25 protein-coding genes are annotated in these 26,954 nt (G+C 69.4%); 8 read left to right on the top strand and 17 right to left on the bottom strand.

Annotated features, from left to right (window positions below; all coding sequences use genetic code 11):
- Positions 1-396: 396 nt before the first annotated feature.
- On the top strand, positions 397-1,389 hold the full coding sequence (locus QN245_RS08710; RefSeq protein ID WP_160969405.1) for a GGDEF domain-containing protein: 993 nt from the start codon (positions 397-399) through the stop codon (positions 1,387-1,389).
- 279 nt (positions 1,390-1,668) lie between these two features.
- On the opposite strand, the gene QN245_RS08705 is transcribed toward QN245_RS08710, so the two are convergent.
- The 6 genes from QN245_RS08705 to QN245_RS08680 all read right to left on the bottom strand — a co-directional run bounded on the left by QN245_RS08705 (position 1,669) and on the right by QN245_RS08680 (position 9,401).
- The gene (locus QN245_RS08705) at positions 1,669-3,129 is read right to left on the bottom strand and encodes an efflux transporter outer membrane subunit (protein WP_317845074.1); all 1,461 of its coding nucleotides are present in this window, start codon (positions 3,127-3,129) and stop codon (positions 1,669-1,671) included.
- The gene (locus tag QN245_RS08700) at positions 3,123-3,857 is read right to left on the bottom strand and encodes an SDR family oxidoreductase (RefSeq protein ID WP_317845073.1); all 735 of its coding nucleotides are present in this window, start codon (positions 3,855-3,857) and stop codon (positions 3,123-3,125) included. Before QN245_RS08700 ends, QN245_RS08705 begins: the two co-directional genes overlap by 7 nt.
- Before the next feature lie 36 nt (positions 3,858-3,893).
- Positions 3,894-7,064, bottom strand: coding sequence for an efflux RND transporter permease subunit (locus tag QN245_RS08695; RefSeq protein ID WP_160969411.1), 3,171 nt, complete (start codon positions 7,062-7,064; stop codon positions 3,894-3,896).
- A 140-nt stretch (positions 7,065-7,204) separates the two neighbouring features.
- Positions 7,205-8,410, bottom strand: a complete 1,206-nt coding sequence (locus QN245_RS08690) for an efflux RND transporter periplasmic adaptor subunit (protein ID WP_160969413.1) — start codon at positions 8,408-8,410, stop codon at positions 7,205-7,207.
- On the bottom strand, positions 8,407-9,180 hold the full coding sequence (locus QN245_RS08685; RefSeq protein WP_317845072.1) for an SDR family NAD(P)-dependent oxidoreductase: 774 nt from the start codon (positions 9,178-9,180) through the stop codon (positions 8,407-8,409). The genes QN245_RS08690 and QN245_RS08685 overlap by 4 nt, the downstream gene beginning before the upstream one ends.
- Positions 9,177-9,401 (bottom strand): hypothetical protein, encoded by a 225-nt coding sequence (locus QN245_RS08680; RefSeq protein ID WP_317845071.1) that lies wholly within the window; start codon positions 9,399-9,401, stop codon positions 9,177-9,179. Before QN245_RS08680 ends, QN245_RS08685 begins: the two co-directional genes overlap by 4 nt.
- A gap of 126 nt (positions 9,402-9,527) precedes the next feature.
- Between QN245_RS08680 and QN245_RS08675 the strand changes: the two genes are divergently transcribed.
- Positions 9,528-10,625: a LysR family transcriptional regulator gene (locus QN245_RS08675; RefSeq protein WP_160969417.1), complete on the top strand. Its 1,098-nt coding sequence runs from the start codon at positions 9,528-9,530 to the stop codon at positions 10,623-10,625.
- A gap of 90 nt (positions 10,626-10,715) precedes the next feature.
- On the opposite strand, the gene QN245_RS08670 is transcribed toward QN245_RS08675, so the two are convergent.
- The 3 genes from QN245_RS08670 to QN245_RS08660 all read right to left on the bottom strand — a co-directional run bounded on the left by QN245_RS08670 (position 10,716) and on the right by QN245_RS08660 (position 14,492).
- The gene (locus tag QN245_RS08670) at positions 10,716-11,420 is read right to left on the bottom strand and encodes a YiaD family glycine zipper/OmpA-like lipoprotein (RefSeq protein ID WP_160969419.1); all 705 of its coding nucleotides are present in this window, start codon (positions 11,418-11,420) and stop codon (positions 10,716-10,718) included.
- Positions 11,421-11,515: 95 nt separating this feature from the next.
- Entirely contained in the window at positions 11,516-12,970 is a 1,455-nt protein-coding gene (locus tag QN245_RS08665; protein WP_317845070.1) for a WS/DGAT/MGAT family O-acyltransferase, read from the bottom strand.
- Between the two features lie 100 nt (positions 12,971-13,070).
- Positions 13,071-14,492 carry a cryptochrome/photolyase family protein gene (locus tag QN245_RS08660; protein WP_317845069.1) on the bottom strand — a complete coding sequence of 474 codons (1,422 nt, stop codon included), beginning with the start codon at positions 14,490-14,492 and terminating at the stop codon, positions 13,071-13,073.
- 513 nt (positions 14,493-15,005) lie between these two features.
- Between QN245_RS08660 and QN245_RS08655 the strand changes: the two genes are divergently transcribed.
- A complete protein-coding gene (locus QN245_RS08655) occupies positions 15,006-15,500 on the top strand; it encodes a hypothetical protein (RefSeq protein ID WP_167087769.1) in 495 nt (164 codons plus the stop codon).
- A gap of 81 nt (positions 15,501-15,581) precedes the next feature.
- On the opposite strand, the gene QN245_RS08650 is transcribed toward QN245_RS08655, so the two are convergent.
- From QN245_RS08650 to QN245_RS08625, 6 genes are all read right to left on the bottom strand, one after another.
- The gene (locus tag QN245_RS08650) at positions 15,582-17,000 is read right to left on the bottom strand and encodes a replicative DNA helicase (RefSeq protein WP_048491354.1); all 1,419 of its coding nucleotides are present in this window, start codon (positions 16,998-17,000) and stop codon (positions 15,582-15,584) included.
- A gap of 249 nt (positions 17,001-17,249) precedes the next feature.
- Positions 17,250-17,804 carry an NADPH-dependent FMN reductase gene (locus QN245_RS08645; RefSeq protein WP_317845068.1) on the bottom strand — a complete coding sequence of 185 codons (555 nt, stop codon included), beginning with the start codon at positions 17,802-17,804 and terminating at the stop codon, positions 17,250-17,252.
- Between the two features lie 52 nt (positions 17,805-17,856).
- The gene (locus tag QN245_RS08640; protein ID WP_317845067.1) at positions 17,857-18,534 is read right to left on the bottom strand and encodes a glutathione S-transferase family protein; all 678 of its coding nucleotides are present in this window, start codon (positions 18,532-18,534) and stop codon (positions 17,857-17,859) included.
- Between the two features lie 101 nt (positions 18,535-18,635).
- Complete coding sequence (locus tag QN245_RS08635) at positions 18,636-19,175, bottom strand: GNAT family N-acetyltransferase (protein WP_184646632.1); 540 nt, start codon at positions 19,173-19,175, stop codon at positions 18,636-18,638.
- A gap of 48 nt (positions 19,176-19,223) precedes the next feature.
- The gene (locus QN245_RS08630) at positions 19,224-20,387 is read right to left on the bottom strand and encodes an acyl-CoA dehydrogenase family protein (RefSeq protein ID WP_425612928.1); all 1,164 of its coding nucleotides are present in this window, start codon (positions 20,385-20,387) and stop codon (positions 19,224-19,226) included.
- Between the two features lie 112 nt (positions 20,388-20,499).
- Positions 20,500-21,315, bottom strand: coding sequence for a glycine zipper 2TM domain-containing protein (locus tag QN245_RS08625; RefSeq protein ID WP_160969435.1), 816 nt, complete (start codon positions 21,313-21,315; stop codon positions 20,500-20,502).
- A 173-nt stretch (positions 21,316-21,488) separates the two neighbouring features.
- Between QN245_RS08625 and QN245_RS08620 the strand changes: the two genes are divergently transcribed.
- From QN245_RS08620 to QN245_RS08610, 3 genes are all read left to right on the top strand, one after another.
- Positions 21,489-21,725 carry a DUF6116 family protein gene (locus QN245_RS08620; RefSeq protein ID WP_317845065.1) on the top strand — a complete coding sequence of 79 codons (237 nt, stop codon included), beginning with the start codon at positions 21,489-21,491 and terminating at the stop codon, positions 21,723-21,725.
- Positions 21,726-21,730: 5 nt separating this feature from the next.
- Complete coding sequence (locus QN245_RS08615) at positions 21,731-22,525, top strand: TatD family hydrolase (protein ID WP_317845064.1); 795 nt, start codon at positions 21,731-21,733, stop codon at positions 22,523-22,525.
- Between the two features lie 471 nt (positions 22,526-22,996).
- A complete protein-coding gene (locus QN245_RS08610) occupies positions 22,997-24,403 on the top strand; it encodes a putative bifunctional diguanylate cyclase/phosphodiesterase (protein ID WP_184447698.1) in 1,407 nt (468 codons plus the stop codon).
- 6 nt (positions 24,404-24,409) lie between these two features.
- On the opposite strand, the gene QN245_RS08605 is transcribed toward QN245_RS08610, so the two are convergent.
- Positions 24,410-25,222 carry a tRNA threonylcarbamoyladenosine dehydratase gene (locus QN245_RS08605; RefSeq protein ID WP_160969441.1) on the bottom strand — a complete coding sequence of 271 codons (813 nt, stop codon included), beginning with the start codon at positions 25,220-25,222 and terminating at the stop codon, positions 24,410-24,412.
- 147 nt (positions 25,223-25,369) lie between these two features.
- On the opposite strand from QN245_RS08605, the gene QN245_RS08600 reads away from it, so the two are divergent.
- Together QN245_RS08600 and QN245_RS08595 are read left to right on the top strand one after the other, a co-directional pair.
- Positions 25,370-25,798 carry a hypothetical protein gene (locus QN245_RS08600; RefSeq protein WP_317845063.1) on the top strand — a complete coding sequence of 143 codons (429 nt, stop codon included), beginning with the start codon at positions 25,370-25,372 and terminating at the stop codon, positions 25,796-25,798.
- Between the two features lie 343 nt (positions 25,799-26,141).
- A complete protein-coding gene (locus QN245_RS08595) occupies positions 26,142-26,624 on the top strand; it encodes a glycine zipper 2TM domain-containing protein (protein ID WP_184646621.1) in 483 nt (160 codons plus the stop codon).
- A gap of 75 nt (positions 26,625-26,699) precedes the next feature.
- On the opposite strand, the gene QN245_RS08590 is transcribed toward QN245_RS08595, so the two are convergent.
- Positions 26,700-26,918, bottom strand: coding sequence for a cold-shock protein (locus QN245_RS08590; RefSeq protein ID WP_184447695.1), 219 nt, complete (start codon positions 26,916-26,918; stop codon positions 26,700-26,702).
- Positions 26,919-26,954 lie beyond the last annotated feature (36 nt).

Genomic DNA, 26,954 nt, shown 5'->3' with positions numbered 1-26,954 from the left:
GGCCACCGTACGGCTTGGGCTTGTTTGGCTGGCGCCCTGCTTCACCCGTCCCCTCATCCGGCGCTGCGCCCCACTTTCCCCCCCCGGAGAAGGGTCAGGCGCGAGCGTCCTCGCATCGGCTCTGCCCGACTCGCCGCATGCAACCTCCGGCGCGTGGCGCAGGGAGAAAGGTGCGACTCCGATCCCTGCGCCAATGCGACGGCGTCGTGGCGCCCTACGTGCCGGCAATCCCGGTGCGCTCGGTCAGCTTCGGGATATCGACCACAAAAGAGTTCCAGGCATGGAAATTGCAGATGACACCGGAACGCCTCTTCGCCATCCTGCCGTCGCCATGTTCGTCGCCCGCCCTCGCCAGCTCGTCCGCAATGACCGTGTGCCGTTCCGGAGTTCTTGTCCGTGAGCGCGGGCTTGACCCTGCGCCGGCACTTCCGGCTCGGCATCATCAAGGCGCTCGGCCCGTCCACGGCAGGCGTGCTGCTGCTGTTCGCCATCTACCAGATGGCGATCGGTGCGCCGTGGACCGCACTGGCCGGCGCGGCGCTGGCCGGCCTGGCCACGCTGGCGACCTGGCTGGCGCTGCACCGCGGCGACGGCCGCATGGATCCCTTGCTGTCGCTGAGCTGGCTGCTCGGCAGCGCCCTGGCCTGCCATGCACTGCGCCATGCCGCGGTGCCGTGGCTGTACCTGGTGATGATGAGCAACTTCTTCGTGGTGACGCGCCATGTCGCCTTGGCCTGCAACGCCACCCTGATCGCGGTGCTGCTTGTGGTCACGCCGAGCACGCTGGGCGCCGAGCATTTCTTCTCGCTGCTGGCGGTGTCTTTGCTGATCACCGGGCTGGGCTACATGCTGGCGTTGCGCGTGGAAGGCGATCGCGTGCAACTGGAGCAACTGGCGTCGCACGACTCGCTCACCGGCCTGCCGAACCGGCGCATGCTCGAGCGCAGCCTGTCGCAACGGGTAGCCGATCCGCGCCGGGCGACCCGCCGGCATGGGCTGATCGTGCTCGACATCGATCACTTCAAGGAGGTCAACGACCTCTATGGCCATGCCGAGGGCGATCGGGTGCTGACGGAGCTGGCCGCGCTGCTGCGCGCGCAGGTGCGCGCGCCGGACGAGGTGTTCCGGTTCGGCGGCGAGGAGTTCGTGGTGGTGGCGCGACTGCAGTCCGCAACCGAACTGTCCGCTTTCGCAAGGCGTCTGCACGATGCCGCGCGCACGGCGCTGCGCGGTCCCAACGGCACGATCACCGTGTCGCTGGGCGCGGCGATGCTCTGCGACGAGGTGCAGTGGCACGACTGGTTTTCGCGCGCCGACACCGCGCTGTACCAGGCCAAGAACAGCGGACGCGACCGCTACGTGATCGCCGAGGACGTGGCGCAGGACTGAGCGGCCGGCAGCCGCCGGCAGACGCGACGCGATCCGCCGCGTCGCCCGACTGGCCTTCGGTTCGGCAGCCGTCACCAGGGCGGCTCTGAATAAGGCAAGAAGCATCCTGTGGGAGCCGCTCAGCCGCGACGAGTTTCCTCGGCAACGCCCGTCGCGGCTGACGCCGCAGCCCTGCATGCGGCTTGATGGTGGCGAACGCGGGTAACCAAGGCTGCCCCGCCAGGCGACGGGCGCGGCGGTACGGGCGGTCGGCCCGCACCGCGGCTTGCGGCGCCCTGCTCAGCGCGACCGCACCGCAGATGCCGCCACGGCCGTGGTTGCGACATCCTTGCTGCCCGCGTCCGTGCCCGCATCCTGGCCCCAGCCGCCGAGCGCCTTGTACACCCGCACCACGCCGATGTTCACCGCCGCTTCGGCGTCGGCCAGGGTGGCCTCGGCGGTCAATTGCGTGCGCTGCGCATCGAGCAGGGTCAGGAAATCCTCCGAGCCTTCGCGGTAACGGATCTGCGCCAGCGCCGCTGCACGCTGCGCCGCCTGCGTCTGTTCGGCCACGATCGCCAGCCGCGCCTGTTCATGCGCATAGGCGGTCAAGGCGTTCTCGGTGTCTTCCAGCGCACCGAGCACGGCCTTCTCGTAGTCGGCGGCGGCGCCATCGGCCTGCGCCTCGCTCGCGCGCAGGCGTGCCCGCACGCTGCCTAAGTCGAACGCCGCCCACTGGATCGACGGGGTCAGCGACCAGGCCTTGCTGCGACCGTGCAACAAGGCGCCGGCGTCGCCGGACAGGAAGCCGACGAAGCCGGACAGGCTGATCCGCGGGAACAGGTCGGCGGTGGCCACGCCGACCCGCGCGGTCGCCGCCGCCAGGTTGCGTTCGGCGATGCGCACATCGGGACGCCGGCGCAGCAACTGCGTGGTGTCGCCCAACGGCAAGGCCCGCGCATAGGCCGGGGTCGACTGCGGCGCCAGCAGTGCGTCGAGCGTGCCCGGCGGCTTGCCCAGCAGCACCGCCAGCCGGTGCCTCGCCTGCGCGGCGTCGACTTCCAGCAGCGGAATATCGGCCTCGATCGCCTTCAGCCGTGCGCGGCTGCTCTGCACGTCCAGTTCGCTGCCCGCGCCCAGCCGCCAACGGGTCTCGGTCAGGCGCTGGGTATCGCGCAGGTTGTCCAGCGTGGTGCGCGCCAGTGCGATGCGCTTCTGCGCACCACGCAGGGCGAAGTAGTTGCGTGCCACCTCCGCGGCCACGGTGACCTGGGCATCGGCCAAGCCGGCCTGTTCGGCCTCCAGGTTCGCGCGTGCCGCTTCGCTGGCACGGCGCTGGCGCCCGAACAGGTCCAGCTCCCAGCCGGCATCGAAGCCGAGCCGGTAGCTCTCGGTCAGCACGCGCGCGCCGCCGGCGTCCGCGTCCGGCGCCTTGCCACGGGTGTAGTCGCCGCCGGCGGTGACGTGCGGCGCCTGGTCCAGGCGCTGCTCAGCGAAGACCGCGCGCGCCTCGTGCACGCGCGCCAGGGCGATGCGCAGGTCCAGGTTGGCGACCAGGCCGTCGTGCACCAGTTGTTCCAGCACCGGATCGTCGAACTGCGCCCACCAGGACGCAACCGGCGAGTCGGTCGCGAACACCGGCGACGCCGCGCCCTGCAGCGTCACCGGCGGCTGCGCCGGTGCGCGGTAATTGGGGCCGACGCTGGCGCAGGCGCTGAGCAGCGCCAGCGCCAGCGCGCCCAATACGGGACGGATCACCATGGCAGCACCTGTCCGACATGGGTGTAGCTGCCGGTCGGGCCGTCGGCGTCGAGCAGCGCCATCATCACGCTGCTGCGCGCGCCGTCGGCCACTTCCAGCTCGCCCTCGCCCGAGTTCATGTCGGTCTTCACGTAGCCGGGGTGGATGGTGTTGACCTTGATCGGGGTCTCGCGCAGTTCGTAGGCCAACTGGATGGTCCAGGCATTCACGGCGCTCTTGGAGACGTTGTAGGCCGGCACCTTGAAGTCGTAGATCGGCGAGCCCGGCTGGCTGTGCAGCGCGAGCGAGCCGAGCACGCTGGAAACGTTGACGATGCGCGCGGCCGGCGCTTCGCGCAGCAGCGGCAGGAACGCCTGGGTGACCGCGATCAGGCCGAACAGGTTGGTGTCGAAGGTCTCGCGCCAGGTCTCCAGGGGCTGCTGCGACACGCTCAGGCGCAGGTCGTCGCGCAGGATGCCGGCGTTGTTGACCAGGATGTCCAGCCGCCCATAGCGTGCGCGCACCGTCTCCACCGCGGCGGCGATGCTGGCGGCGTCGGTGACGTCCAGGGTCAGCGGTTCGACCGGCAGGCCTTCGCCCTGCAGTTCCAGGGCCGCGGCGCTGGCGCGGGTGGCGTCGCGCCCGGCCAGCAGGGTGTGCACGCCGGCTTCGGCCAGTTGCCGCACGGTGTGCAGGCCGATGCCGCGGGTGGCGCCGGTGACCAGGGCGATCTTGTGTGCTGCGTTCATTGCGAAACTCCTGAGTAGGGTAAGGAAAGGTAGGAATCAGCCGTGCGCCGGCGCGTCGGCGTGGGCCGGCGCATGCGAGACCAGCGGCCGCCCGGCCAGCTTGCGCAGGGCGACATAGAACACGGGGGTGAGGAACAGACCGAACAGGGTCACGCCCAGCATGCCGGCGAACACGGTGATGCCGGTGGCAGAGCGCACTTCCGCACCCGCACCATGCGAGAACACCAGCGGCACCGTGCCGGCGATGAAGGCGATGGAGGTCATCACGATCGGACGCAGGCGCAGGCGGCAGGCCTGCAGCGCCGACTCGACGATGCCCTTGCCCTGCAGTTCCAGTTCGCGGGCGAACTCGACGATCAGGATCGCGTTCTTGCACGCCAGGCCCATCAGCACCACCAGACCGACCTGCACGAACACGTTGTTGTCGCCGCCGCTCAGCCACACCCCGAACAGCGCCGACAGCAGCGTCATCGGTACGATCAGGATCACCGCCAGCGGCAGCGTCCAGCTCTCGTACAGCGCGGCCAGCACCAGGAACGCCAGCAGCACCGCCAGTGGAAACACCACCAGCGCCGCATTGCCCTGGGTGGCCTGCTGGTAGCTCAGGTCGGTCCACTCGATCTCCATGCCGTTGGGCAGCACCTGCTTGGCGATCTGGGTGATCTTGGCCATCGCCTCGGCCGAGGACAGCGATCGCGCATCCGCTTCGCCGGCCAGGTCGGCGGCCGGATAGCCGTTGTAGCGCAGCACCGGATCCGGGCCGTAGGTCTGCTTGATCGTCACCATCGAGCCGATCGGCACCATCTCGCCCTGGGCATTGCGGGTGCGCAGCCGGGCGATGTCCTCCACGCTCTCGCGGAACGGCGCATCGGCCTGGGCGATCACCTGCCAGGTGCGGCCGAACTGGTTGAAGTCGTTGACGTAGGTCGAGCCCAGGTAGGTCTGCAAGGTGTCGAACAGATCGGTCAGGGCCACGCCCTGGGCCTTGGCCTTGACCCGGTCGACCTCGGCATCGAGCTGCGGCACGTTGGCCTGGTAGGTGCCGATCGGGAAGCTCATGCCCGGGGTCTGCGCCACCGCGCCCTGCATGGCGCTGACCGCGTTCTGCAGCGCGCCGTAGCCGAGGTTGGCGCGGTCCTCGATGAACAGCTGGTAGCCGTTGCCGTTGCCCAGGCCGAGGATCGGCGGCGGCATGAAGGCGAACGACATGCCCTCGCCCAGCTGCGAGATGCGCTGGTTGATCTCGGCATTGATCTCCAGCGCGCTGCGGTGGCGCTCGGCGAACGGCTTCAGCGGCAGGAACACCACGCCGGTGTTGGGCGTATTGGTGAACTGCAGCGCGTTGAGGCCGGGGAACGAGATCGCATGGGCCACGCCATCGGTCTGCATGGCGATGGTGGCGACCTTGCGCAGCATCGCGTCGGTGCGCTCGATCGAGGCGCCTTCCGGCAGCTTGACGCCGGCGATCAGGTACATCTTGTCCTGGGTCGGGATGAAGCCGCCCGGCACCGCCTTGAACATCAGCCCCGTGACCAGCAGCAGCGCCACGTACACCGCGAACACCGCGCCGCGGCGGCCGAGGATGCGCGACACCGCGCCCTGGTAGCGGTCGGAGCTGCGGTTGAAGAAACGGTTGAAGGGGCGGAACAGCCAGCCGCCGAACAGCCGCTCCATGCCGCGCGACAGGCGGTCCTTGGGCGCGTCATGGGCTTGCAGCAGGCGCGCGGCCAGCGCCGGCGACAGGGTCAGCGAGTTGATCGCCGAGATCACCGTGGAGATGGCGATGGTCACCGCGAACTGCTTGTAGAACTGCCCGGTCACCCCGGACAGGAACGCCATCGGCACGAACACCGCGCACAGCACCAGCGCGATCGCGATGATCGGCCCGGACACCTCGCGCATGGCCTGGTGCGCCGCCGCCAGCGGGGTCAGCCCCTCCTCGATGTTGCGCTCCACGTTCTCCACCACCACGATCGCATCGTCGACCACGATGCCGATCGCCAGCACCAGCCCGAACAGGGTCAGCGTGTTGATCGAGAAGCCCAGCAGGTACAGCGCGGCAAAGGTGCCGACCACCGACACCGGCACCGCGATCAGCGGAATGATCGAGGCGCGCCAGGTCTGCAGGAACAGGATCACCACCAGCACCACCAGCAGCACCGCCTCCAGCAGGGTGTGCACCACCGCGCTGATCGAGTCGCGCACGAAGATGGTGGTGTCGTACACCGCCTCGTACTTCACGTCGTCGGGGAACTGCTTGGTCAGCTCGTCCATCTTGGCGATGACCTGGTCGCGGATCTGCAGCGCATTGGCGCCCGGCGCCTGGAAGATGCCGATGCCGACCGCGTTCTTGCCGTCCAGCTGCGCGCGCAAGGTGTAGTCGCCGGCGCCCAGCTGCAGGCGCGCGACGTCGGACAGGCGCACGGTCTGGCCGTCCGCACCGACCTTGAGCACGATGTCGCCGAACTCCTGTTCGGTGCGCAGGCGGCCCTGTGCGTTGATCAGGGTCAGGAACTTGCTCTCCGGCATCGGCTCGGCGCCGAGCTGGCCGGCCGAGACCTGCACGTTCTGCTCGCGCATCGCCGCGACCACGTCGCTGGCGGTGAGCCCGCGCGCGGCCACCCGCTCCGGGTCCAGCCAGGCGCGCATCGCATAGTCGCCACCGCCGAACACCTGCGCATCGCCCACGCCCTGGATCCGCGCCAGCGCATCCTTGACGTGCAGGCGTGCGTAGTTGCGCAGGTACAGCGTGTCGTACTTGCCCTTGGGCGAGGTCAGGTGCACCACCATCAGGAAGGTGGGCGACTGCTTCTGCGTGGTCACCCCCTGCCGGCGCACGTCCTCGGGCAGGCGCGCCTGCGCCTGCGCCACGCGGTTCTGCACCTTGACCGCGGCATCGTCCGGATCGGTGCCCGGGCGGAAGGTCACGGTCATCTGCAGCACGCCGTCGGAGCCGGCGACCGACTTGATGTACATCATGTTCTCCACGCCGTTGATCGCTTCCTCCAGCGGCGTGGCGACGGTCTCGGCGATGACCTTGGGGTTGGCGCCCGGATACACCGTGCGTACCACCACCGAGGGCGGCACCACGTCCGGGTATTCGCCGATGGGCAGCAGCGGGATGGCGATCAGGCCCGCGGCGAAGATGACGATCGACAGCACGGCGGCGAAGATCGGCCGGTCGATGAAGAATCTGGAAAAGTCCATGGGTGGTGGTCCTGGAAACGGGTGAAACGGGGGACTGGGCGCGGACGCAGGCATGCCGGTGGCGGTGCCGGGCCATCACAGGCCCGGCGGGCGGGGCCGATACGTAACGACCCGGCCGGTGCTGCGTCGGCGCCCGCGACTCAGTCGAGGGCGACGGCCTGGCGCGGTGCGGCCGGCGACGTGGTCTGCGCGATCGGCTTGGCCTGCACCGGCATGCCGGGCATGAACACCTTCTGCACGCCGTCGACGATGACCTTGTCGCCGGCGGCCAGCCCCTTGGTCACGATGCGCAGGCCCTCGGCGCTGCGGCCGAGCTGCACGTCGCGCCGCTGCGCCTTGCCGTCCTTGTCGACCACGTACACGTACTTGCGGTCCTGGTCGGTGAGCACCGCGCGGTCGTCGATCAGCACCGCATCGAAGCGGCCGCTGCCGAGCAGCCGCACCCGCGCGAACAGGCCGGGAGTGAAGCGGCGATCGGCGTTGTCCAGCAACGCGCGCACGTGGATGGTGCCGGTGCTGCGTACCAACTGGTTGTCGAGGAAATCGACCTTGCCGGCGTGCGGATAGCCGTCCTCGCCGACCAGGCCGACCTGCACCGGCAGGCTGCCGTCGCGTTCGCTCGGACGCTGGCCGTCGCGCGCCATCTGCGCATAGCGCAGGAAGGTGCCTTCGTCGGCGTCGAAGTACACGTGCACCTTGTCCAGCGACACCAGCGTGGTCAGCACGCTGGCGCTGTCGCCGGCGCTGACCAGGTTGCCGGCGGTGACCATGGCGCGGCCGGCGCGGCCGGCGATCGGCGCACGTACCTGGGTCCATTCCAGGTTCAAACGCGCGGTGTCCACCGCCGCCTGCGCGGCCAGCACGTCGGCCTGCGCCTGCTCGGCGGCGGCGCGCTTCTGTTCCCAGCTCTCGGTGGAGATGGCCTGCTGTTCGGACAGGGTCTTGGCACGCGCGGCCTCGCTGGCGCTGAGCTTGGCCTGGGTGCGTGCGCGCGCCAGGTCGGCCTCGGCGCGGGCCAGTTCGGCACGGTAGCTGCGCGCATCGATGGTGAACAGCACGTCGCCCTTCTTCACCTCCTGCCCTTCGACGTAGTTGACCTTGTCGATGTAGCCGGACACGCGCGGGCGCAGGTCGACGTGCTCGACCGCCTCGACGCGGCCGCTGAACTCGTCCCACTGACTGATCTGCTTCTGCAGTGCGGGCGCCACGCCCACGCTCGGCGGCGGCGGCGCGCCCTGTTCGTTGGCCTTGCCGCCACAGGCGGCGAGCGTGGCGACCAGCAGCGCCACCGCCAGCGGGCGCAAGGCGCCAGGCAGCAGGCGCGACGGCATCGGAATCGGATTCATGGAGAGACCTCGTGGGTGGAGAAGGAAAACGGCAAGGCGTTGAGCAGGGCGCTGCGTGGACGGGCGACGTGGCGGCGGTCGATCTCGACCAGGGCGCGGTCCGGTCGCTGCGGATCGGCGAGCAGGTGAACCACGGCGCGGCCAACGCCGAGGGTGGTGAACCAGTCCGGGCACTCGCCGATGGCGTCGTCGCTGCGGCACACCGGCTCGGACAGCGACAGCAGGTGCACGTGCACGCCCAGCGGCTTGGCTTCCTCGTGCAGCACCTGGGCGAGCATGCGGATCGCCGCCGCCGCCACCGAACTGTCGCCATGCCCGGACCAGGCGCGCAGCGCGCAGGGGCTGCCCAGCAGTACATAGCGGGCGCCGCGCTCGTGCTGCGCCAGCAACGGCAGCAGATGCCGGGCCGCAGCCAGATGCGGCAGCAGGTCGGCATCCAGGCGCCGGCGCAGCGCACCCAGCGGCCGCTCCAGCAGACGCCCCGGCCGCAGCGGACTGCCCAGGGCGGCGACCACCGCGGCCAGCGGCCGCGGCCGCTGTGCGATCTCGGCCACCAAGGCCGCGGCGGCGGCATCGGTGCCGACCGAGCCGCACAGCACGTCCAGACCGGGTTCGTCGCGGTGGCGATCGCGCAGTTCGGCCAGGCGGGCGCGGTCGCGCGCCACTGCCAGCACCGGGCTGCCCGCCTCCAGCAGCGCCCGTACCACACCCTGGCCGACCGTGCCGCTGCCGCCGAGGACCAGGACCTCGGGGGCCAACATCCCGCTCACGGGACTTTTCCTCCCGCGGACGGGACAATCGCGATTCGACCCAGACGGTCGGTGCCGGACGTACCCAGGCGCAGACTGCTGCCGCCCTGCCGCCGCGGTGGCGGGGTGAACTCGCGAAACGCTTTCGGGTAAAGGGATTGCGCCGGCGCCGCCGGCGCGGAACGGCGCCGCGGCTGGCGATCGGGGCAGGCGAAAAACTGGAACAGGGTGCGCATCGACATGGGCAAAGACCGTCGGTGATGGCGAATGCGGACAAATTAGGCGCCAAAGCCGCACTTGATTAGTCCGAATTAAGGGGAATAATCGTCCCGCTACCGGTCCAATCGTCTCCACCTCAAGGAACCGTCATGAGCCACGATCTGAACGACACCCTGATCTTCGTCAAGGTGGTCGAGCAAGGCAGCTTCATCGCCGCGGCCAATGCCCTCGGCCTGCCCAAGACCACCGTCAGCCGCAAGGTGCAGGACCTGGAGGCGCGGCTGGGCGCGCGCCTGCTGCACCGGACCACGCGCCGGCTCGGGCTGACCGAGGCCGGCGCGGTCTACCACGAGCATTGCCAGCGCATCGCCCGCGAACTGGAGGAAGCCGAGAGCGCGGTGGGCCAACTGCAGGCCGGCCCGCGCGGCTGGCTGCGTTTCAGCGTGCCCTACTCGGCCGGCATCTCCTGGGTGGCGCCGATCCTGGGCGAGTTCCACCGCCAGCACCCGGAAGTGCGGCTGGAAATGATCATGACCAGCGACAAGGTCGACCCGATCGCCGAAGGCGTGGACGTGGCCCTGCACATGGGCACGCTGCCGGATTCGACCATGGTCGCGCGCAAGCTCGCCACCTTCCGCACCCAGGTCTTCGCCAGCCCCTACTACATCGAACGCCATGGCGAACCGCTGCATCCGGACGACCTGCAGCACCACCGCACGCTGGCGCTGAGCACCGGCCGCGGCGGTGGCAACCGACTGTGCTGGCCGCTGCGCAACGGCAAGCAGAGCGGCGAGTTCCTGGTCCAGCCGATCCTGCTGGCCAACGATTCGGCCGCGCTGATCGGCGGGCTGGTCTGCGGCGAAGGCCTGGTGCTGGCCAGCGATGCGACGATCAAGCCGTTGATCGAGGCCGGCAAGGCGCGGCGCGTGCTCGGCGGCTGGGTCGGGCCGGACCTGGACTTCAACGCGGTGTTCCCGGGCGGGCGCATGCTCTCGCCGAAGGTGCGCGCCTTCGTCGACTTCCTGGTCGACAAGCTCAACTTCGACGTCAGCTACATGATGGCGCAGTGCCCGGCCAAGCTGGCCACGCAGCAGGCCGAGGACGGCGCCGAGTTCACCCTGTGCAGCGGCGTGGCGATGAACACGCAGTCGCTGCCCAGCCTGCCGCGCGTGGCCGCCGCACCGGTGCCGACGGACGCGGCACTGGAGACGGAAGCCGAGGACGAAGAGGACGCGGCGCTGGTCTGAGCCGCGCCGCGCGCGACGCGTCACAGCAGCAGCGCAGAAACGCGAACGGGCCGCAATGCGGCCCGTTCGTTGTTGCCGTCGCCGGATCGGTCAGCCGGCGGAGGAGCGCAGCGGGACCACGCGGATTTCCACGCGGCGGTTCTGCGCGCGGCCGGCCTCGGTGCTGTTGTCGGCGATCGGATACTTCTTGCCGGCGCCCAGCGTCTGGATACGCTCGGGCTGCACGCCCTGCGCGGTCAGATAGGCGGCGACCGAGGACGCGCGCTGTTCGGACAGGCGCTGGTTGACCGCATCGCTGCCGATGCTGTCGGTATGCCCGACCACTTCGATCATGGTCTGGTTGTATTCGCCCAGGGTCTGGGCCACGCCGTTGAGCGCCGAATAGAACTGCGGCTTGAGCGTGGACTGGTTGAAGTCGAAGGTGATGCCGTCGGGCAGGTTGAGGGTAATGTTGTCGCCGTCGCGGCGCACGTCGATGCCGGTGTTGGCGGTGCGCTCGCGCAGCGCGCGCTCCTGCCGATCCTGGTAGTTGCCGATCGCCGCGCCGCTGAGCGCGCCGATGCCGGCGCCGATCATCGCGTGCTGGCGGCGCTCGGTGGCGCTGCTGCCGCTGAGCAGGCCGGCGGCGACGCCGACCGCGGTGCCGATCAGCGCGCCGCGGCCGGTGCGGTTCTGCTGCTCGGTGGGATTGCCGTACTGGTCGCGCTGCACGTAGGAGCCGCCGGTGGCGCAGGCGGACAGCACCAGCGCACTGGCCAGGGCCACAGACATGCCGCGAAGGGCGGTCGTTTTCATCGTGTTCTCTCCCGAACCTGGTTTGACGTGGCCGCAGGATAAACAGCGGTACGCGAGGCGCGGATGAACGCAGCCCGGCGCGCGATGCGCCCGGTTCAGGAAGACGGCAGCAGGGCTTCGGCGTCGGCCGCGCGCAGCGGTTGCTCCCAATCGCCCATCAGCGCCAGATACAGCAGCTTCTCGAATTCGGCACCGACCCGGCGCATCACCGCGTCCGGATCGGGAATCAGCCGCGCATCGCCGATCAGGCCGAAATGCACGCGGTGGTTGTAGCTCATGATCGATACGCCGACGCCGATCGAACCGGTCTGCGGCACCCAGAACATCATCTCGCGCACGCGGCTGCCGGCCAGGTACAGCGGCTGCTGCGGGCCCGGCACGTTGGTCGCCACGGTGGTGGCCTTGCGGCTGAACAGGTCCAGCGCCGCCGACTGCAGCGCCGCCGGCGCCATGCCCACCGCCGCCAGCAGGCCGAACACCACCATCGCCTGGCGCGACTGCTTGAGCTGCTGCATCGACGCGGCCACGCACTGCAGGCGCCGCACCGGATTGGCCTCGCCCACCGGCAGGTCCAGGAACACCAGGCCGAAGTGGTTGCCGAGCTTGCGTGCGTGCTCCAGCGGCCGCAGGTTGACCGGCACGGTGGCGCGCAGGGTCACCCCGTCCAGGCGTTCGCCGCGTTCGAGCATGTAATCGCGCAGGGCGCCGGCCATGGTCGCCATCAGCACGTCGTTGACCGTGCAGTCGCAGGCGCGGCCGACCGCCTTGACCTCGTCCAGGTCCAGCGGCTCGGCCCAGGCCACGCGCTTGCTGACGCCCAGGCGCCCGCGCAGCAGCGTCGGCGGATCGTCGGCCAGCAGCAAGGCATTGACCAGCTCGCGGCCGATCAGTCCGCCTTCGCGGGCCAGCATCTGCGGCAGGTTCGGGTCCTGCGCCATGGCCCGGCCCTTGTCGAGCATGCGCCCGCCGAGCTTGAGATAGCGGTCGACCGCGCCGACGCGACGCACCACTTCCTTGCCGTCGTCCTTGAGCCAGGCGCGCTCGAGCTGCGCCGACGGCTCCGGGATGCGCTGGGTATCGGTCAGCGACAGCAGCACCTGCACCAGGGCGATGCCATCGGCATAGCTGTGGTGGATGCGCGCCACCAGCGCCGAGCCGCCTTCGTAGCGTTCGATCAGGTGGAACTGCCACAGCGGCTTGGTCTTGTCCAAGGGCGTGGACGCCATCTGCCCGGCGAAGCGCTCCAGTGCCTTCTTCTGGCCGCGCCCGGGCAAGGCCGACAGGCGCACGTGCCAGTCCAGGTCGAAATCGTCGTCGCGCTGCCAGTAGGCGCCGGTGGCGGTTTCCACCGGCTTCTGCAGGAACCGCGGGAAGGCCAGGAAGCGCTTGCGCACCAGTTGCTTGAGCGCAGGCAAGGTCAGCGGCTCGTCGAACATCAGCACGCCGGTGATCATCATCGGGTTGGTCGGCCGGTCCATCCGCAACCAGGCGGTGTCCACGCGCGACATCGGTTCGCGCTGCGGCTTGCGGCGAGCTGAGCTGGTGGCCATGCGGGCTCCTGTCCGAGCCCGGAGTGAATCATGCGCCGGCGAAGGGCGTCAATCGCGCGCCTCGCGCTGCACGTGCGCTCCGCCAGTGCAACGCAGCACTTCAGCCGGCGGCGGTCTCGCGGTAGGCGGCCAATGCCGCATCGCGGCCGGCCGCCAGGTCCACGATCGGCTGCCGCGGATACTGCGGCGCAGCGTGCGCCAGCCGCTGCGGCGCCTGCCAGGGCGCGAAGCGGTCGGCCAACGGCAGCGCCGCCAGCTCCGGCACCCAGCGCGCGATGTACTCGCCCTTCGGATCGAACTTCTGCGCCTGCGTCACCGGATTGAACACCCGGAAATACGGCGCGGCATCGGCGCCGGTGCCGGCCACCCACTGCCAGCCCAGGGTGTTGTTGGCCAGGTCGGCATCGACCAGGGTGTCCCAGAACCAGCGCGCGCCCTCGGACCAATGCACGCGCAGGTGCTTGCACAGGTAGCTGGCGACGATCATGCGCACGCGGTTGTGCATCCAGCCGGTGTGCCACAACTCGCGCAGGCCGGCATCGACGATCGGCACGCCGGTGCGTCCGCGCTGCCACGCGTGCAGTTTCGCCGCATCCGGCTTCGCCCAGCGGAAGCGATCGAAGCGCGGATTGAGATTGCGCTCGGGCGTCTCGGGAAAGTGGTGCAGCAAATGATGGGCGAAGTCGCGCCAGCCGAGCTGGCGGATGTAGCCGTCGATCGCCGCGGCGGTGGCGGCGCGGCGCTGCTGTTCCAGCGTCGCAACGATGCGCCACGGCGCGATCTCGCCGAAATGCAGATGCGGCGACAACCGCGAGGTACCGACCTGGTCGGGGCGGTCGCGGCCGGCGAGGTAGTCGCGCAGCGCGCCATCGACGAACACGTCCAGCGCCTCGTGCGCGCCCGCCTCGCCCGGCTGCCAGACTTCCCAGAAGCCGCGATCCCAGTCCAGTGCCGGCGCCAGGCCGAGCCGCTCAAGCGGCAGACTCTCCAGCTCCGCGGGCAGCGGCGGCAACGTCTTCGGCGCAGGCTGCAGTGCCGGCACCTGCCAATGGCTCAAGGCGCTGCGCCAGAACGGGGTGAACACCTTGTACGGGCCGCCCTGCTGCGTCGCCAGTTGCCAGGGTTCGAACAGCAACGCGCTGTTGTGGCTGTGCACCTCCAGGCCCTGCTCGCGCAATTCGCGCTTGAGCCGCGCATCGCGCGGCTGCGTGGCCGGCTCGTAGCGGCGGTTCCAGTACACCGCTACGGCGCCGCACTCAGCGATCACCTGGCGCAATGCGGTTTCGGCCGGGCCCTGGCGCAGGATCAGGCGCGAACCGCATTCGCGCAGTTGCGCGTCCAGTGCCGCCAGCGAGCGCTGCAGCCAGCGACGCGAGGCCGCGCCTGCGGCCCAGGCACCCTCGTCCTCCGGGCTGTGAAGATACACCGGCACCGGCGTGTGCCCGGCATCCAGCGCAGCCTGCAAGGCGGGTTGATCGTGCAGGCGCAGATCGCGCCGGAACCAGACGATGGCGTAGCTCATGCGAGGGGACGCAGCGAAGGACGCGCCATGATACGAATCGCGTGCAGCGGCCAGGTGAGCATGCCGCGACGCGAACCACACGCGCTTGGACGCTGCCGGTGGCGGTGCCGGTGCTGGCCCGGCGAGTGCGCACTGACAGGATTTCGTAGACATCGCCACACGCCGCGCTCGTGCGCCTCGCCTGCCCTGCTATAACGCCGAGGCGGGCGCCGTCATGTCGAAGCGGCGCCGCGACCGCTACTGTCGGATGACGTTCGGGGAAGGACGTCATCCGTGCTTTCGCTGCACCGCGCACGACATGGCCACGGCCATTTCGCGCGCACGGGGAACATCCGCCATCGCCTCTGCGACCTCACGGCCACCACGACCGGTGAGCGCGGTTGCGTGCGCCCCGAACCGCCCGCGCGCCCGGCCCTGCATCGCCAGGGCCGCGGACGCGCTGCGGGCAGCGAACGGCGCAGCACGGCCATGCCCATCGCCGACATCCGCAATGACCTCAGGAGAGCAACACCCATGGACAAGCGCATCGCAAAAGCCGCCCTCACCCTGGCACTGAGCCTCGCCGCCCCGCTGGCGATGGCCTGCAGTACCGAGATCGAGGAAGGCCCGGGCTCCTGCGGCTACCAACCGCCGGGCAGCGGCGGCGGCAGCACGCCGGTCTACACGCTGCAGGGCGTGATCCAGAACCAGGGCTACGAGTCCGACAACCGCCCCGCCGGCGGCAAGCGCCTGAAGATCCGCGCCTACTCGCGCTTCGCCAACGCCAACAACGATCGCGTCGACGCCCGCTACATCAACGTGCGCTGCAACGCCTACGACCCGTTCGGCAACGGCTACACCACCGATTACGACGAGGAAGGCAACGGTGCACTGGTGGACGTGCACTTCACGTCCAACTTCGTCTACGGGATCTACCGCAAGATCACCGTGGTCTGCACCCACCACGCCGAGTACGGCGCCAACACCTACGACGCCACCAGCAACGCCGAGATCGAGATTCCCTACTGATCGTCGCGTCACGCCACCGAGCCGGCGCCCGGAACGTTGCGGGCGCCGCGCTGTCAGGTGGAGTGCGTGCGGCGCGCGGGCTTACTCGAACGCACCCACCGAATCGTGGGCGAGATTGTCGAAGCGGGTGTATTCGCCGAAGAACTTGAGCTTGCACGACCCGGTCGGGCCGCCGCGGTGCTTGCCGATGATGATTTCGGCCAGGCCCTTGTCCGGCGAATTTTCCTTGTTGTAGTAGTCGTCGCGGTAGATGAACACGATCATGTCCGCGTCCTGCTCGATCGCGCCCGATTCGCGCAGGTCGGCCATCACCGGGCGCTTGTCGGTGCGCGTTTCCAGCGAGCGGTTGAGCTGCGACAGCGCGATCACCGGCACCCCCAGCTCCTTGGCCAGGCCCTTGAGCGAACGCGAGATCTCCGAAATCTCAGTCGCGCGGTTCTCGCTGTTGCCCGGCACCGACATCAGCTGCAGGTAGTCGATCACGATCAGGCCCAGGTCGTGCTCGCGCTTGAGCCGACGCGCTTTGGAACGCAGCACTTCCGGCGACACGCCCGGCGTGTCGTCGATGAAGATCTTGGTCTCCTTGAGCATCTTGATCGCGCCGGTGACCCGTGCCCAGTCCTCGTCCTCGAGCTGGCCGGTACGCAGGCGCTGCGCATTGATGCGGCCGTTGGAGGAAATCAGGCGCATCGCCAGCTGCGAGGCGGACATTTCCATCGAGAACACCGCCACCGCCTTCTTCGACTTGATCGCCGCGTACTCGGCGATGTTCAGCGCGAAGGTGGTCTTGCCCATCGCCGGACGTGCGGCGAGGATGATCAGGTCGGTCGGCTGCAGGCCGGCGGTCATCGCGTCGAAGTCGTTGTAGCCGGTCGGCAGGCCGGTGATGTTGCCGCCGTTCTCGAAGCGGTTGCGCAGTTCCTCGAACGCGTCCTTCAACGCGCCGGGCATCGCCACGAAGTCGCTGCGTCCGCGCGCGCCGGCCTCGGCGATCTGGAACACGGCCTTTTCCGCCGACGCCAGCAGTTCCGAACTCTCGCGCCCTTCCGGCTGGAAGCCGTCGTTGACGATGGTGGTGCCGACCTCGATCAACTGCCGCAGCACCGCCTTGTCGCGGACGATTTCCGCATAGGCGACGATGTTGGCCGCCGAGGGCGTGGTGCTGGCCAGTTCGATCAGGTAGGCGCCGTCGCCAACCATCTCCAGCTTGCCTTGCGATTCGAACCATTCACCCAGGGTCACCGCGTCGAACGGGCGTCCCTTCTCGGCCAGCTCGCGGATCGCGCGATAGATCAGTTGGTGATCGCGCCGATAGAAATCGTTGTCGGTGAGCTGATCGTTGACCCGGTCATAGGCATCCGGCGCCAGCATCAGGCCGCCGAGCACGGCCTGTTCGGCCTCGGTCGAGTGCGGCGGCACGCGCAACTGGTCGAGACGCGGCTCGCTGCGTTCGCTGCGTTCGCTCTTGCGATCGCCGCGGTAGCCGGGACGGGCGGACATAGGCTGGGTCTTCTCTGTGGGGCGCGGGCGCCGGGCGCGGCCTCACCGCGGCCCGGGCGCCGATTTTAGTCGCCGCGCCCGGCTGCGGCTAGGGCGTGTCCCCAGGGTGGCGCCGCGAGCGTCGCCGCCGCGCGCCAGGGCTGGGGACAAGTCTGGGGACAAGCGGTTGAGAACCTCGCCGATGCCCCGCCGCACAAGGCTCGCCCCGCCCTGCCCGTGCGCCACCGACGGCACATGCCGCGGCAGCGCTCAGGCCTGCAGTTCGTCGATCCAGGCGACGAATTTGTCGACGAAGCCGGCGAGGAATTTGCGCGTGCGCTCGTCGTCGATCGTGCCGTCCTCGGCGATCAGGCCTTCCTTGAACTGCAGAAAGATCTCCGGCTGGCCCAACACCGGCATGTCCAGATAGGCCAGCACGTTGCGCAGGTGCTGCTGCGCCATGGCCGTGCCGATCGCCCCCGGCGAGGTCCCGCACACCGCCGCCGGCTTGCCGGCGAAGGCGCTCTCGCCATACGGACGCGAGCCCAGGTCGATGGCGTTCTTGAGCACGCCGGGGATGGAGCGGTTGTATTCCGGTGTCACGAACAGCACCGCGTCGGCGTTGCTGACCTGCGTCTTCAGGCGCCGGCCCTGCGCCGGGTAGTCGTGGTCGTGGTCCTGGTTGTACAGCGGCAGGTCGCCGATCTCGACGTACTCGAAACTGGCACGGTCGCCGGCAAGTTGCTCCAGCGCGTGCGCCAGGCGCCGGTTGAACGATTCCTTGCGCAGGCTGCCGACGAAGACGGCGATGCGGTACTGGCTCATGGCGTTGCTCCTGACCGAATGGACCTGCAGGCTAGCCGCCAGCGCGCGGCAGTCAGGTGAACGCCGCCTGCGTTCCGCTCAGCGCCAGACGCGCGCGCACGTCGTCCGGCAACTCCGGCAGCGCCACGAAACCCGGCGTCGCGCGCACCCGCTGCAGCCAGTCGCACAGCGCCGGATAGTGCGCCAGCGCGATCCCGGCATCGCCGGCGCAGTGGGTGTAGGCGAACAGCGCGATGTCGGCGATGCCGTAGGCCGGGCCGGTGAACCAGGCCTGCGTCTGCAGATGCTGCTCCATCACCGCCAGCGCCCGCATCGCGCCCTCGCGCAGGCGCGGCAACTCCGCGCGGCGCGGCGAGTCGGGCGGCGTCCAGCCGCAGACGAAGCGCGCCACCGCCACGTAGGGTTCATGGCTGTACTGCTCGAAGAACAGCCAGCTCAGCGCCTGCGCGCGCTGCCAGGAATCGGCGGGCAGATACGCGGTGCCCTCGGCCAGCCAGCACAGGATGGCATTGGATTCGGCCAGCACGCGCCCGTCCTCGCGCTCCAGCAGCGGCACCTTGCCGTTGGGATTCTTCGCCAGGAACGCCGGGGTGCGGGTCTGGCCGTTGGCGCTGTCGATCTCCACCCAACGGTAGGCGCAGCCGAGCTGTTCCAGCAACAGCCGCACCTTGTAGCAATTGCCGGACAGCGCCATGCCGTACACGGTCAGGGGGAAACGTTCGGATGCCATGTGCCGCTCCTTGCTTGCGGGATCGGGATTGGGGAGTCGGGAATGGGGATTCGCAAGAGCGGGGCCTCGGCCCCCGGACGACGCTCCGCCGCGGCCGCGGGTCAGCGCCGCGCCTGCCATTGCGCGCGCGACTGGCCCCAAACCTCGATCGGCTCCTGCGGCAGCGGCTCCGGCAATTGCCCGGGACGCAGATACTGCGAACCGAGCTTGCTCGCCACCGCCTTGGAGTTGGCGTTGTCCGGTGCGATCACATGGATCACCTCGCTCCAGCCCAACTGCGCGAACGCCCAGTCGATCGACGCCGCGGCCGCCTCCGGCGCATAGCCATGGCCCCAGTACGCACGCGCGATGCCCCAACCGACCTCCGTGCCCGGCCAGCCGTGCGGCTGCCAGGGACCGACCCGGCCGATCCACTGCCCGCTGCGCTTCTCGATCACCGAGAACATCGCAAAGCCCTGCAACTGCCAGCTGCCGACCATCGTCGCCAGGCCGCGCCAGACGACCGACGGCGCCTGCACGCCGCCGAGGTGATGCATGGTCTGCGCATCGGCGGAAAATGCGCAGAACGCCGCGAAATCCTCGGCGGTCGGCGGACGCAGCAACAGGCGCTCGGTTTCCACGCGCACATCGAAGACACTCATCGTCGGTTCTCCTGCAAAACGGGCCCGCGCCGCGCGCGGGCCATGGGTTCAAAACGCATTGATGCCGGTCAGTTCGCGGCCGACCACCAGTTGGTGCACGGTCTCGGTGCCCTCGTAGGTGATCACCGATTCCAGGTTCAGGGCATGCCGGATCGCGCCGTAGTCGGTGGTGATGCCGGCGCCGCCGAGCAGGTCGCGGCACTCGCGGGCGATGTCCAGGGCCATGCGCACGTTGTTCCACTTGGCCAGCGACACCTGCGCCGGCTGCAGCGTGCCGGCATCCTTGAGCCGGCCCAGTTGCAGCGCCAGCAACTGCGCGGTGGCGATGCGCCGCGCCATGTCGGCGAGCTTGATCTGCGCGCTCTGGGTCGCCGCCAGCGGCCGCCCGAACAGCATGCGCTCGCCGGCGTAGGCCAGCGCCTCGCGCAGGCAGGCGATGGCCGCGCCGATCGCGCCCCAGCTGATGCCGTAGCGGGCCTGGGTCAGGCAGCCCAGCGGTCCTTTCAGCCCGCGCACCCCAGGCAGGCGCTGGCTGTCGGGCAGGCGCACCTCATCGAAGAACAGCGCCGAGGTCACCGAGGCGCGCAGGCTCATCTTGTGCGCGATGTCCTGGGTGCCGAAGCCCGGCGTGCCGGCCTCGACCAGGAAGCCCTGGATGCCGTCCTCGGTCTGCGCCCACACGATCGCCACGTCGGCGATGCTGCCGTTGGTGATCCACATCTTGCTGCCGCTCAGGCGCCAGCCGTCGCCGTCGCGCACCGCGCGGGTCTGCATCGCCGCCGGGTCGGAGCCGCCCTGGGACTCGGTCAGGCCGAAGCAGCCGATCGCGGTGCCGGCGGCCATCGCCGGCAGCCAGCGCTGGCGTTGCGCCTCGCTGCCGTAGGCGTGGATCGGATACATGCACAGCGAGGATTGCACGCTGACGAAGCTGCGCAGGCCGCTGTCGCCGCGCTCCAGTTCCTGGCAGATCAGGCCGTAGCAGACCGCGTTGAGGCCGCCGCCGCCCTGCCCGACCGGCAGGCTGGCGCCGAGCAGTCCCAGCTCCGCCAGTTCCGGCACCAGTTCGCGCGGGAACCGCGCCTGGTCGAACGCATCGCCGATCACCGGCAGCACCTTGGCATCGACGAAGCGCGCCACCGCCTGCTGGATCGCACGCTCCTCCTCGCTGAGCAGCGCGGCTACGTCGAACAGATCGTCGCAAGGCAGGGGCATGGCGGTGTCCACGGCGAAAACCGCATTGTATCGGCCCCGCCCGCGCCACCGCCTCCAGATAGACGAAGGCCGGCGCAAGCGCCGGCCTTCGGGGGTGCATCCAAACTGCGACTCAGCGCTGGCTGACGGCGGTGTCGCCGGCCGAGGCGGTCTGGGTGACCAGGCGGCCGTCCAGCACCGGCAGGCGGTCGCTGTTCGGGCGGTCGTCCATGCGCACGGTCTTTTCCTGGCCGTCGTAGCGGTAGGTCACGTCGTAGCCCTTGACCACGTCCTGCGAACCCATGGCGATGCGGTTGCCCGGCTTGCTGTCCATGCGCATGGTGCCGGTGGTGCCGTCGTCGTTGCGGTAGGTCACGTTGTAGCCGGTGATGGTCGAGGACTGCGCCGTGCTGTTCTCTGTGTGGCACTGGCGCTCGGTGCGGTCGACCACGCGGCCGCCGACGTGATTCTGGTCGATGCGGTTGCCGATGAAGCCGCCGGCCACCGCGCCGGCCGCGGTGGCGGCCTTGCGGCCATTGCCGTGGCCGACCTGGTTGCCGAGCAGGCCGCCGACCAGCGCGCCGACCACGGTGCCGCCGACGTTGCCGTCGCGCTCGGGCAAGCGCTCCTGCACCACCACGTCGTTGCACACCTGGCGCGGCGTCGTGGTGGTGGAGGTCTCGCGCAGCGGCTCGGTGCCGATCACCTCGGCGTAGCGCTGCTGCTTCTGGGTGATCGGGTCGACCCGCACCACGTCGGCGTACTCCAGCTTGCCGCCGACGCTGTTGTCCAGCGCGCTGTCGCCGCGCGTATTGTCCAGGGCTGGGCGCACGTCGCTGTTGGCGACGTCCACGGGTTTGTCGCGATTGTTCATGAAGGCCGCAGTGGCCACGCCGCCGACCAGCAAGGCGCCAGCCGCGACCAGAACGGTTGTCGTAGTGCTTTTCATATGTGCTCTCCTGCGGGCTGACCGCGTTGTCTACGGTGCTGTGATTACCATGCGGAAGCTGAACCAATCCGCTCCCTATTCAGCAATACGCCGGCGCCGCGGCTGGTAACACCGCCGGAACGTCGCCATATCGAGGCTGTTAGCGTTTCCACCGCTGCCCCGGAGAACGTGCCATGCCCAATCCCATCGTCTATCCGCTGCTGCGCTGGGCGGGCAAATTGCGCTACCCGACGCTGTTCAAGATCACCGCCGGCCTGTTCGTACTGAGCGTGCTGCTGCCCGATCCGGTGCCCTTCATCGACGAGATCGTGTTCGGCCTGGGCACCCTGCTGCTGGCCAACTGGAAGACCCGCACGCCGGTGCCGGCCACCGAACCGCTGACCTCCACCGCGCAGCGCGTGCGCCGCTGAGCGCCATGCAACTGATCGACAGCCACTGCCACCTGGATGCGGAGGAGTTCGACCCGGACCGCGCCGCGGTGATCGCACGCGCGCAGGCGGCGGGCGTGCGGGCGCAGGTGGTGCCGGCGGTGACCGCGGCGTCCTGGCCCAAGCTGCGCGCGGTCTGCGCGGCCGCCCCCGGCCTGTATCCCGCGTATGGCATGCATCCGCTGTTTCTGGACCAGCATCGTCCCGAGCACCTGCCGTTGCTCGGCGAGTGGATCGAACGCGAGCGTCCCTGCGCCATCGGCGAGTGCGGCCTGGACTTCTTCGTCGAAGGATTGGACGAAGCCGAGCAGCAGCGTTACTTCGTCGGCCAACTGCAGCTGGCGCGCGCGTTCGACCTGCCGGTGATCGTGCACGCCAGGCGCGCGGTGGACGCGGTGATCCTGGCGATCCGCCAGGTCGGGCGCCTGCGTGGCGTGGTGCACAGTTTCGCCGGCAGCGCCGAACAGGCCGCGCAGTTGCAATCGCTGGATTTCCTGATCGGCCTCGGCGGGCCGGTCACCTACGAACGCGCGCAGCGCCTGCGCCGGCTGGCGGCCGTGGTGCCGTTGCAACAGGTGCTACTGGAAACCGATGCGCCGGACCAGCCCGATGCGTCGATCCGCGGCCAGCGCAACGAACCGGCGCGGCTGCGCACGGTGCTGGACACCATCGCCGAGTTGCGCGACGCACCTGCCGCCTCCATCGCCGCACAGACCACGGCCAATGCACGACGCCTGTTCGGCTTGCCCGACACGCTCGCTGGCGCGACCGATCCGGCCTGACGCAGGACTGTCTCGCAGACAGTCGACGGCCCTTGCCACGGTGTCGCCGCCGTCCGCAACCACCACCATCGCGGACCGCGCGGAGCGGCCAACGCCCTCGCATGACGCACCAGCGCACTGAAAATCCGCTTGCCGCGCACCTTTCGCACGAAACTGTGAACTGAGCAGCCGGAACGTCGCCTTTCGATAGCGTTTCGGCACGCTTGCTTCTGCTACTGTGCACCGCGCTGAAACGGCGAGCGGATCTTTTGTCCGCCAGGCACCGGAGTGTGAACCCGTTCGCTCTCAGCAAAGGCTCGGCGGCCGGCTCGATGGCACGCGTTCTGGCAGATCGGATCCTCCTGGCGTGAAACAACCGGCAAGCCGCATCCCCTACCCGCTTCTCCACAGCGCGCCGCGCACGTGTGCGATCGCGTGCTTCGCCGACGTTCCGGTGCGAGCAACGACGGCGCATAGGCGGGCGCTGCGACGATGAAAAGCGTCGCGAATTCGGAAAAACACGCCTCCAACGGCGAAAGCTGGGTCTCTCTGAAGTTCCGCGACAGCAATCGCAGCCGCAAGATGCGCAGCACCCTGACCCTGGCCGGGGTCTCGTGCACCACACTCGGCACCTTCTGGACCGTGTGCTACCTGTACTACGGGCGGCCAGAACTGGCATTCGCCTTCGTCGGACTGACTGCGGTCGGGCTGCTCGCGCTCGGCCGTCGCCGCCATTGCGACGAGGCCTCGCTGTCGCTGGTGGCGCACGGCATCTTCGTCGTGGTACTGGTGATCTCGATCATCGACGCGCCGATCGGCACGGTGCCGCGCTCGGTGCACACCTTCTTCCTGCCGTTGGCGGCCGGCGCGCTGTTCGTGTTCGACCGCAGCCGCCGCTACCGCGCACTGGTGTTCCCGATGGCCTGCCTGGGCGCCTTCGTCGCGTTCGGCTCGGGCGAACTGGACTGGCTGGCGCCGGCGTCCTCGCCGCCGCTGGGGATGCGCCGGCTCGGCGCGATCTCCAACCTTGCCTGCGCCGCCGGCCTGCTGGCGGCGATCCTGCACATCTACCGCAACGACGTGAACGCGCGCATTTCGCTGGAGCGGGAACTGTCGCGTGCGGTCGGCAACGGCGAGATCGAGGTGCTGTACCAGCCGCAGGTCAACGCGAACGGCCGCATGCTCGGCGCCGAGGCGCTGGTGCGCTGGCGCCATCCCAGCGGCAGGTTGCTGACCCCGGACAAGTTCATCCCGCTGGCCGAAGAGAGCCAGTTGATCCGCGAAGTGGGGCTGGAAGTGCTGCGTCAGGTCTGCCGCACGCTGCGGCGCTGGTCGCAGGAGCCGGACCTGCATGCGCTGGTGGTGGCGGTGAACGTCAGCCCGGTGCAGTTGCTCGATCCCAACTTCGTGGCCTCGGTGAAGCAGGTGATCAGCAGCGAGGGCGTGGCGCCGGCATCGCTGGAATTCGAACTGACCGAGTCGGCGCTGTACGTGGACACCGCCGGAGTGCGCACCAAGATGCACGAACTCAAGGCATTCGGCATCGGCTGGGCGCTGGATGACTTCGGCACCGGCTTCTCGTCGCTGGCGATGCTCCGGACCTTGCCGGTCACCAAACTCAAGATCGACCGGCAGTTCGTCAACGACGCCAAGGCCGACGAGTCCTCGCGGCGCCTGCTGGCCAAGATCGTGGAGATCTCCGAGGTGATGGGCATGGTCGCGCTCGCCGAAGGCATCGAGGAGGCGCAGCAGTGCGAGATGCTCTCGGCGATGGGCTGCCGGCACTTCCAGGGCTTCCTGTTCGGCCGGCCGCAGCCGGCGCAGGACCTGGAACGGCTGGCCGTCCTGCAGGCGGCCACCGAGCGCAACCTGGCGACCGGCGCGACGGCGCCGACCTAGCAGGCGTCAGGCGGCCGCCGCCTCGCGCGCCGCGGCGCGCTTCAACAGCATCTCCAGCGCCTTGCCGACCGCGGCGAAGGCGAAGGCCCCGGTGATGTGCGTGGCGGCGCCCAGCCCGGCGCCGCAGTCCAGGTTCAAGGCGGCATCCGGACCCAACACTGGGCGCAGTCCGCAGACGCTGCCGTCGGCCTGCGGATAGCGCACGTTCTCCAGCGAGTACACCGCCGGCACGCCGAAGTAGCGCTGCGGGTTCTTGGGGAAGTTGAATTCGCTGCGCAGCTTCTTGCGGATCAGCGCCAGCATCGCGTCGTGCTCGGTGCGCGACACGTCGCGGATCCGCACCAGGGTCGGATCGGTGCGTCCGCCGGCCGAGCCCACCGTCAGCAGCGGCAGCTTGCGCCGCCGGCACCAGGCGATGGTCTCGACCTTGACCCGGAAGCTGTCGCAGGCGTCGATCACCAGGTCGAAGCCGGCATCGAGCAGTTCGGCGATGTTGGTCGGCGTCAGGAACGCTTCGACCGCGAGCGCCTCGATCTGCGGATTGATCGCTACGCAGCGCTCGGCCATCGCCACCGCCTTGTTGCGTCCGTACTGCCCGGCCAGCGCCGGCAGCTGCCGGTTGGTGTTGGACACACAGATGTCGTCGGCGTCGATCAGGGTCAGATGCCCGACCGCCGAGCGCGCCAAGGCCTCGACGACCCACGAGCCGACCCCGCCCATGCCCACCACCGCCACCCGGCAGTGCGCCAGCCGCTCGATCGTGCCTTGCCCGTAGAGCCGGTCGATGCCGGCGAAGCGCTCGCGCCATTGTTCGTTCATGCGCCCATTTTAGGGGATTGCCGGTGGGGCCGGGATTGGGGATTGGGGATTGGGGATTGGGGATTCGGGATTCGGGATTGCGCCGCTGGGCTGCGCAGGCGACGGCAGGCGTACCATCGGGATTCCTTTCCCGCCGCGCATGCCGCCATGGCCAAGCCGCCTCCGCCCGCCTCCGCGTCCCGCTATCTGTTCGTGTTGCTGGCCGGGCTGCTGCTCGGCCTGGTGCTGACGGTGATGGCACTGCGTGCGGTGCAGGCGCGGCAGGATCCGTTCCCGCGCAGCCTGATGCAGGTCATGGGCAAGCAACTGGCGCTGCTCGAACGCGACACCGCGCATCGACAATGCAGCGGCGCGGGGCCGCAGGCGCGGCTGCGCACGTTGCGCCTGCTCGGCGACGAGCTGGACACGGCATTCCCCGACCTGGCCGACGACAGCCGCTTTCGCGAGCACGCCGATGCGCTACGCACCGGCGTGGACGCGGCGCTGGCACAACCGCCGGCCGACTGCGCCGCGCTGGCGCAGGCACGCCAGCAGATCGACGAACGCTGCGACGCCTGCCATCGCGATTTCCGCTGAGGCTCCGGCGGGATCGGCACCGACCGGTCATGCGGGTTTCGCCGAAGTGGCGTGGCCCGTGTCGATAAAACCCGGTGTGCCTTGCTGGCGACGTGGCATCGTGCTGTTCCCATCATCCGCCGGCAGATGCTCAGGCTGTCCCGCCGTTACCCCTCTCGGTGCCTGCGGGCCGGTTTTTGTGCTGATCCACACCCGTGCGTGTGGATGAATTGGCGCTGACGCCAGCCGCCGCGAGGCTGAACGGCACCCGCCAGGGTTGGCGTTGCATTCACGCAGGGGTGGACAGGATGCGTGCGAACGCGGCGCTGCCGCCGCGCTCCATCACTGTTTGAGGAGAGCACCCATGAAGATCCAATTGATGGCCACCGCTGCCGTGGCGACCCTGGCGCTGGCAGGCTGCGCCACGTCCCCCGGCTATGGCGGCGGGTACGGCGGCGGCTACAGCCAGCCGGCGCGCGGTGGTTACACCCAGACGCGCTGCGCCGACTGCGGCATCGTCACCCGCATCGACACCGTGGCGTCCGGGCGCACGGCGCCATCGGCGACCGGCGCGATTCTGGGCGGCATCGTCGGCGCGGTCGCCGGCCACGAGATTTCCGACCACACCGGCGGCAGCAAGGGCAACCAGAACGTGTCCGCCGTGGCCGGCGCGGCAGCCGGCGCGCTCGCCGGCAACGAGATCCAGAAGAACGTCACCAGCGACACCTACGACGTGCACGTGCAGATGGACGATGGCCGGGTGATCGTGGTCAACCAGCGCGACCTGGCCGGGGTGCGCGAGAACACCTACGTGCGCGTGGTCAACGGGCGCGTCGTGCCGCGCTGATCCGATATCCCCTGAAAACGCAAAAAGGCCCGCAATGCGGGCCTTTTTGCTGCGCGCCACATCGCGCGGCAATCCTCAGATGGGCTGCACCGCGTCGGCCTGCAGGCCCTTCTGGCCCTGCACCACGGTGAAGCTGACCTTCTGGCCTTCCTTCAGGCTCTTGAAGCCCTGGGTCTGGATGGCCCGGAAGTGCACGAACACGTCCTCGCCGTTTTCGCGGCTGATGAAACCGAAACCCTTGGCATCGTTGAACCACTTCACGGTGCCGTTTTCGCGATTGCCAGTGCCGTTCATGATGGACTTACTCCTTGGAACTCGTCTCAGGGGTGG

Source organism: Xanthomonas rydalmerensis (assembly GCF_033170385.1).
GTDB lineage: Bacteria > Pseudomonadota > Gammaproteobacteria > Xanthomonadales > Xanthomonadaceae > Xanthomonas_A > Xanthomonas_A rydalmerensis.
The sequence above is the reverse complement of the archived record's forward strand: the minus strand, read 5'-3'. Positions and strand labels throughout refer to the sequence as shown.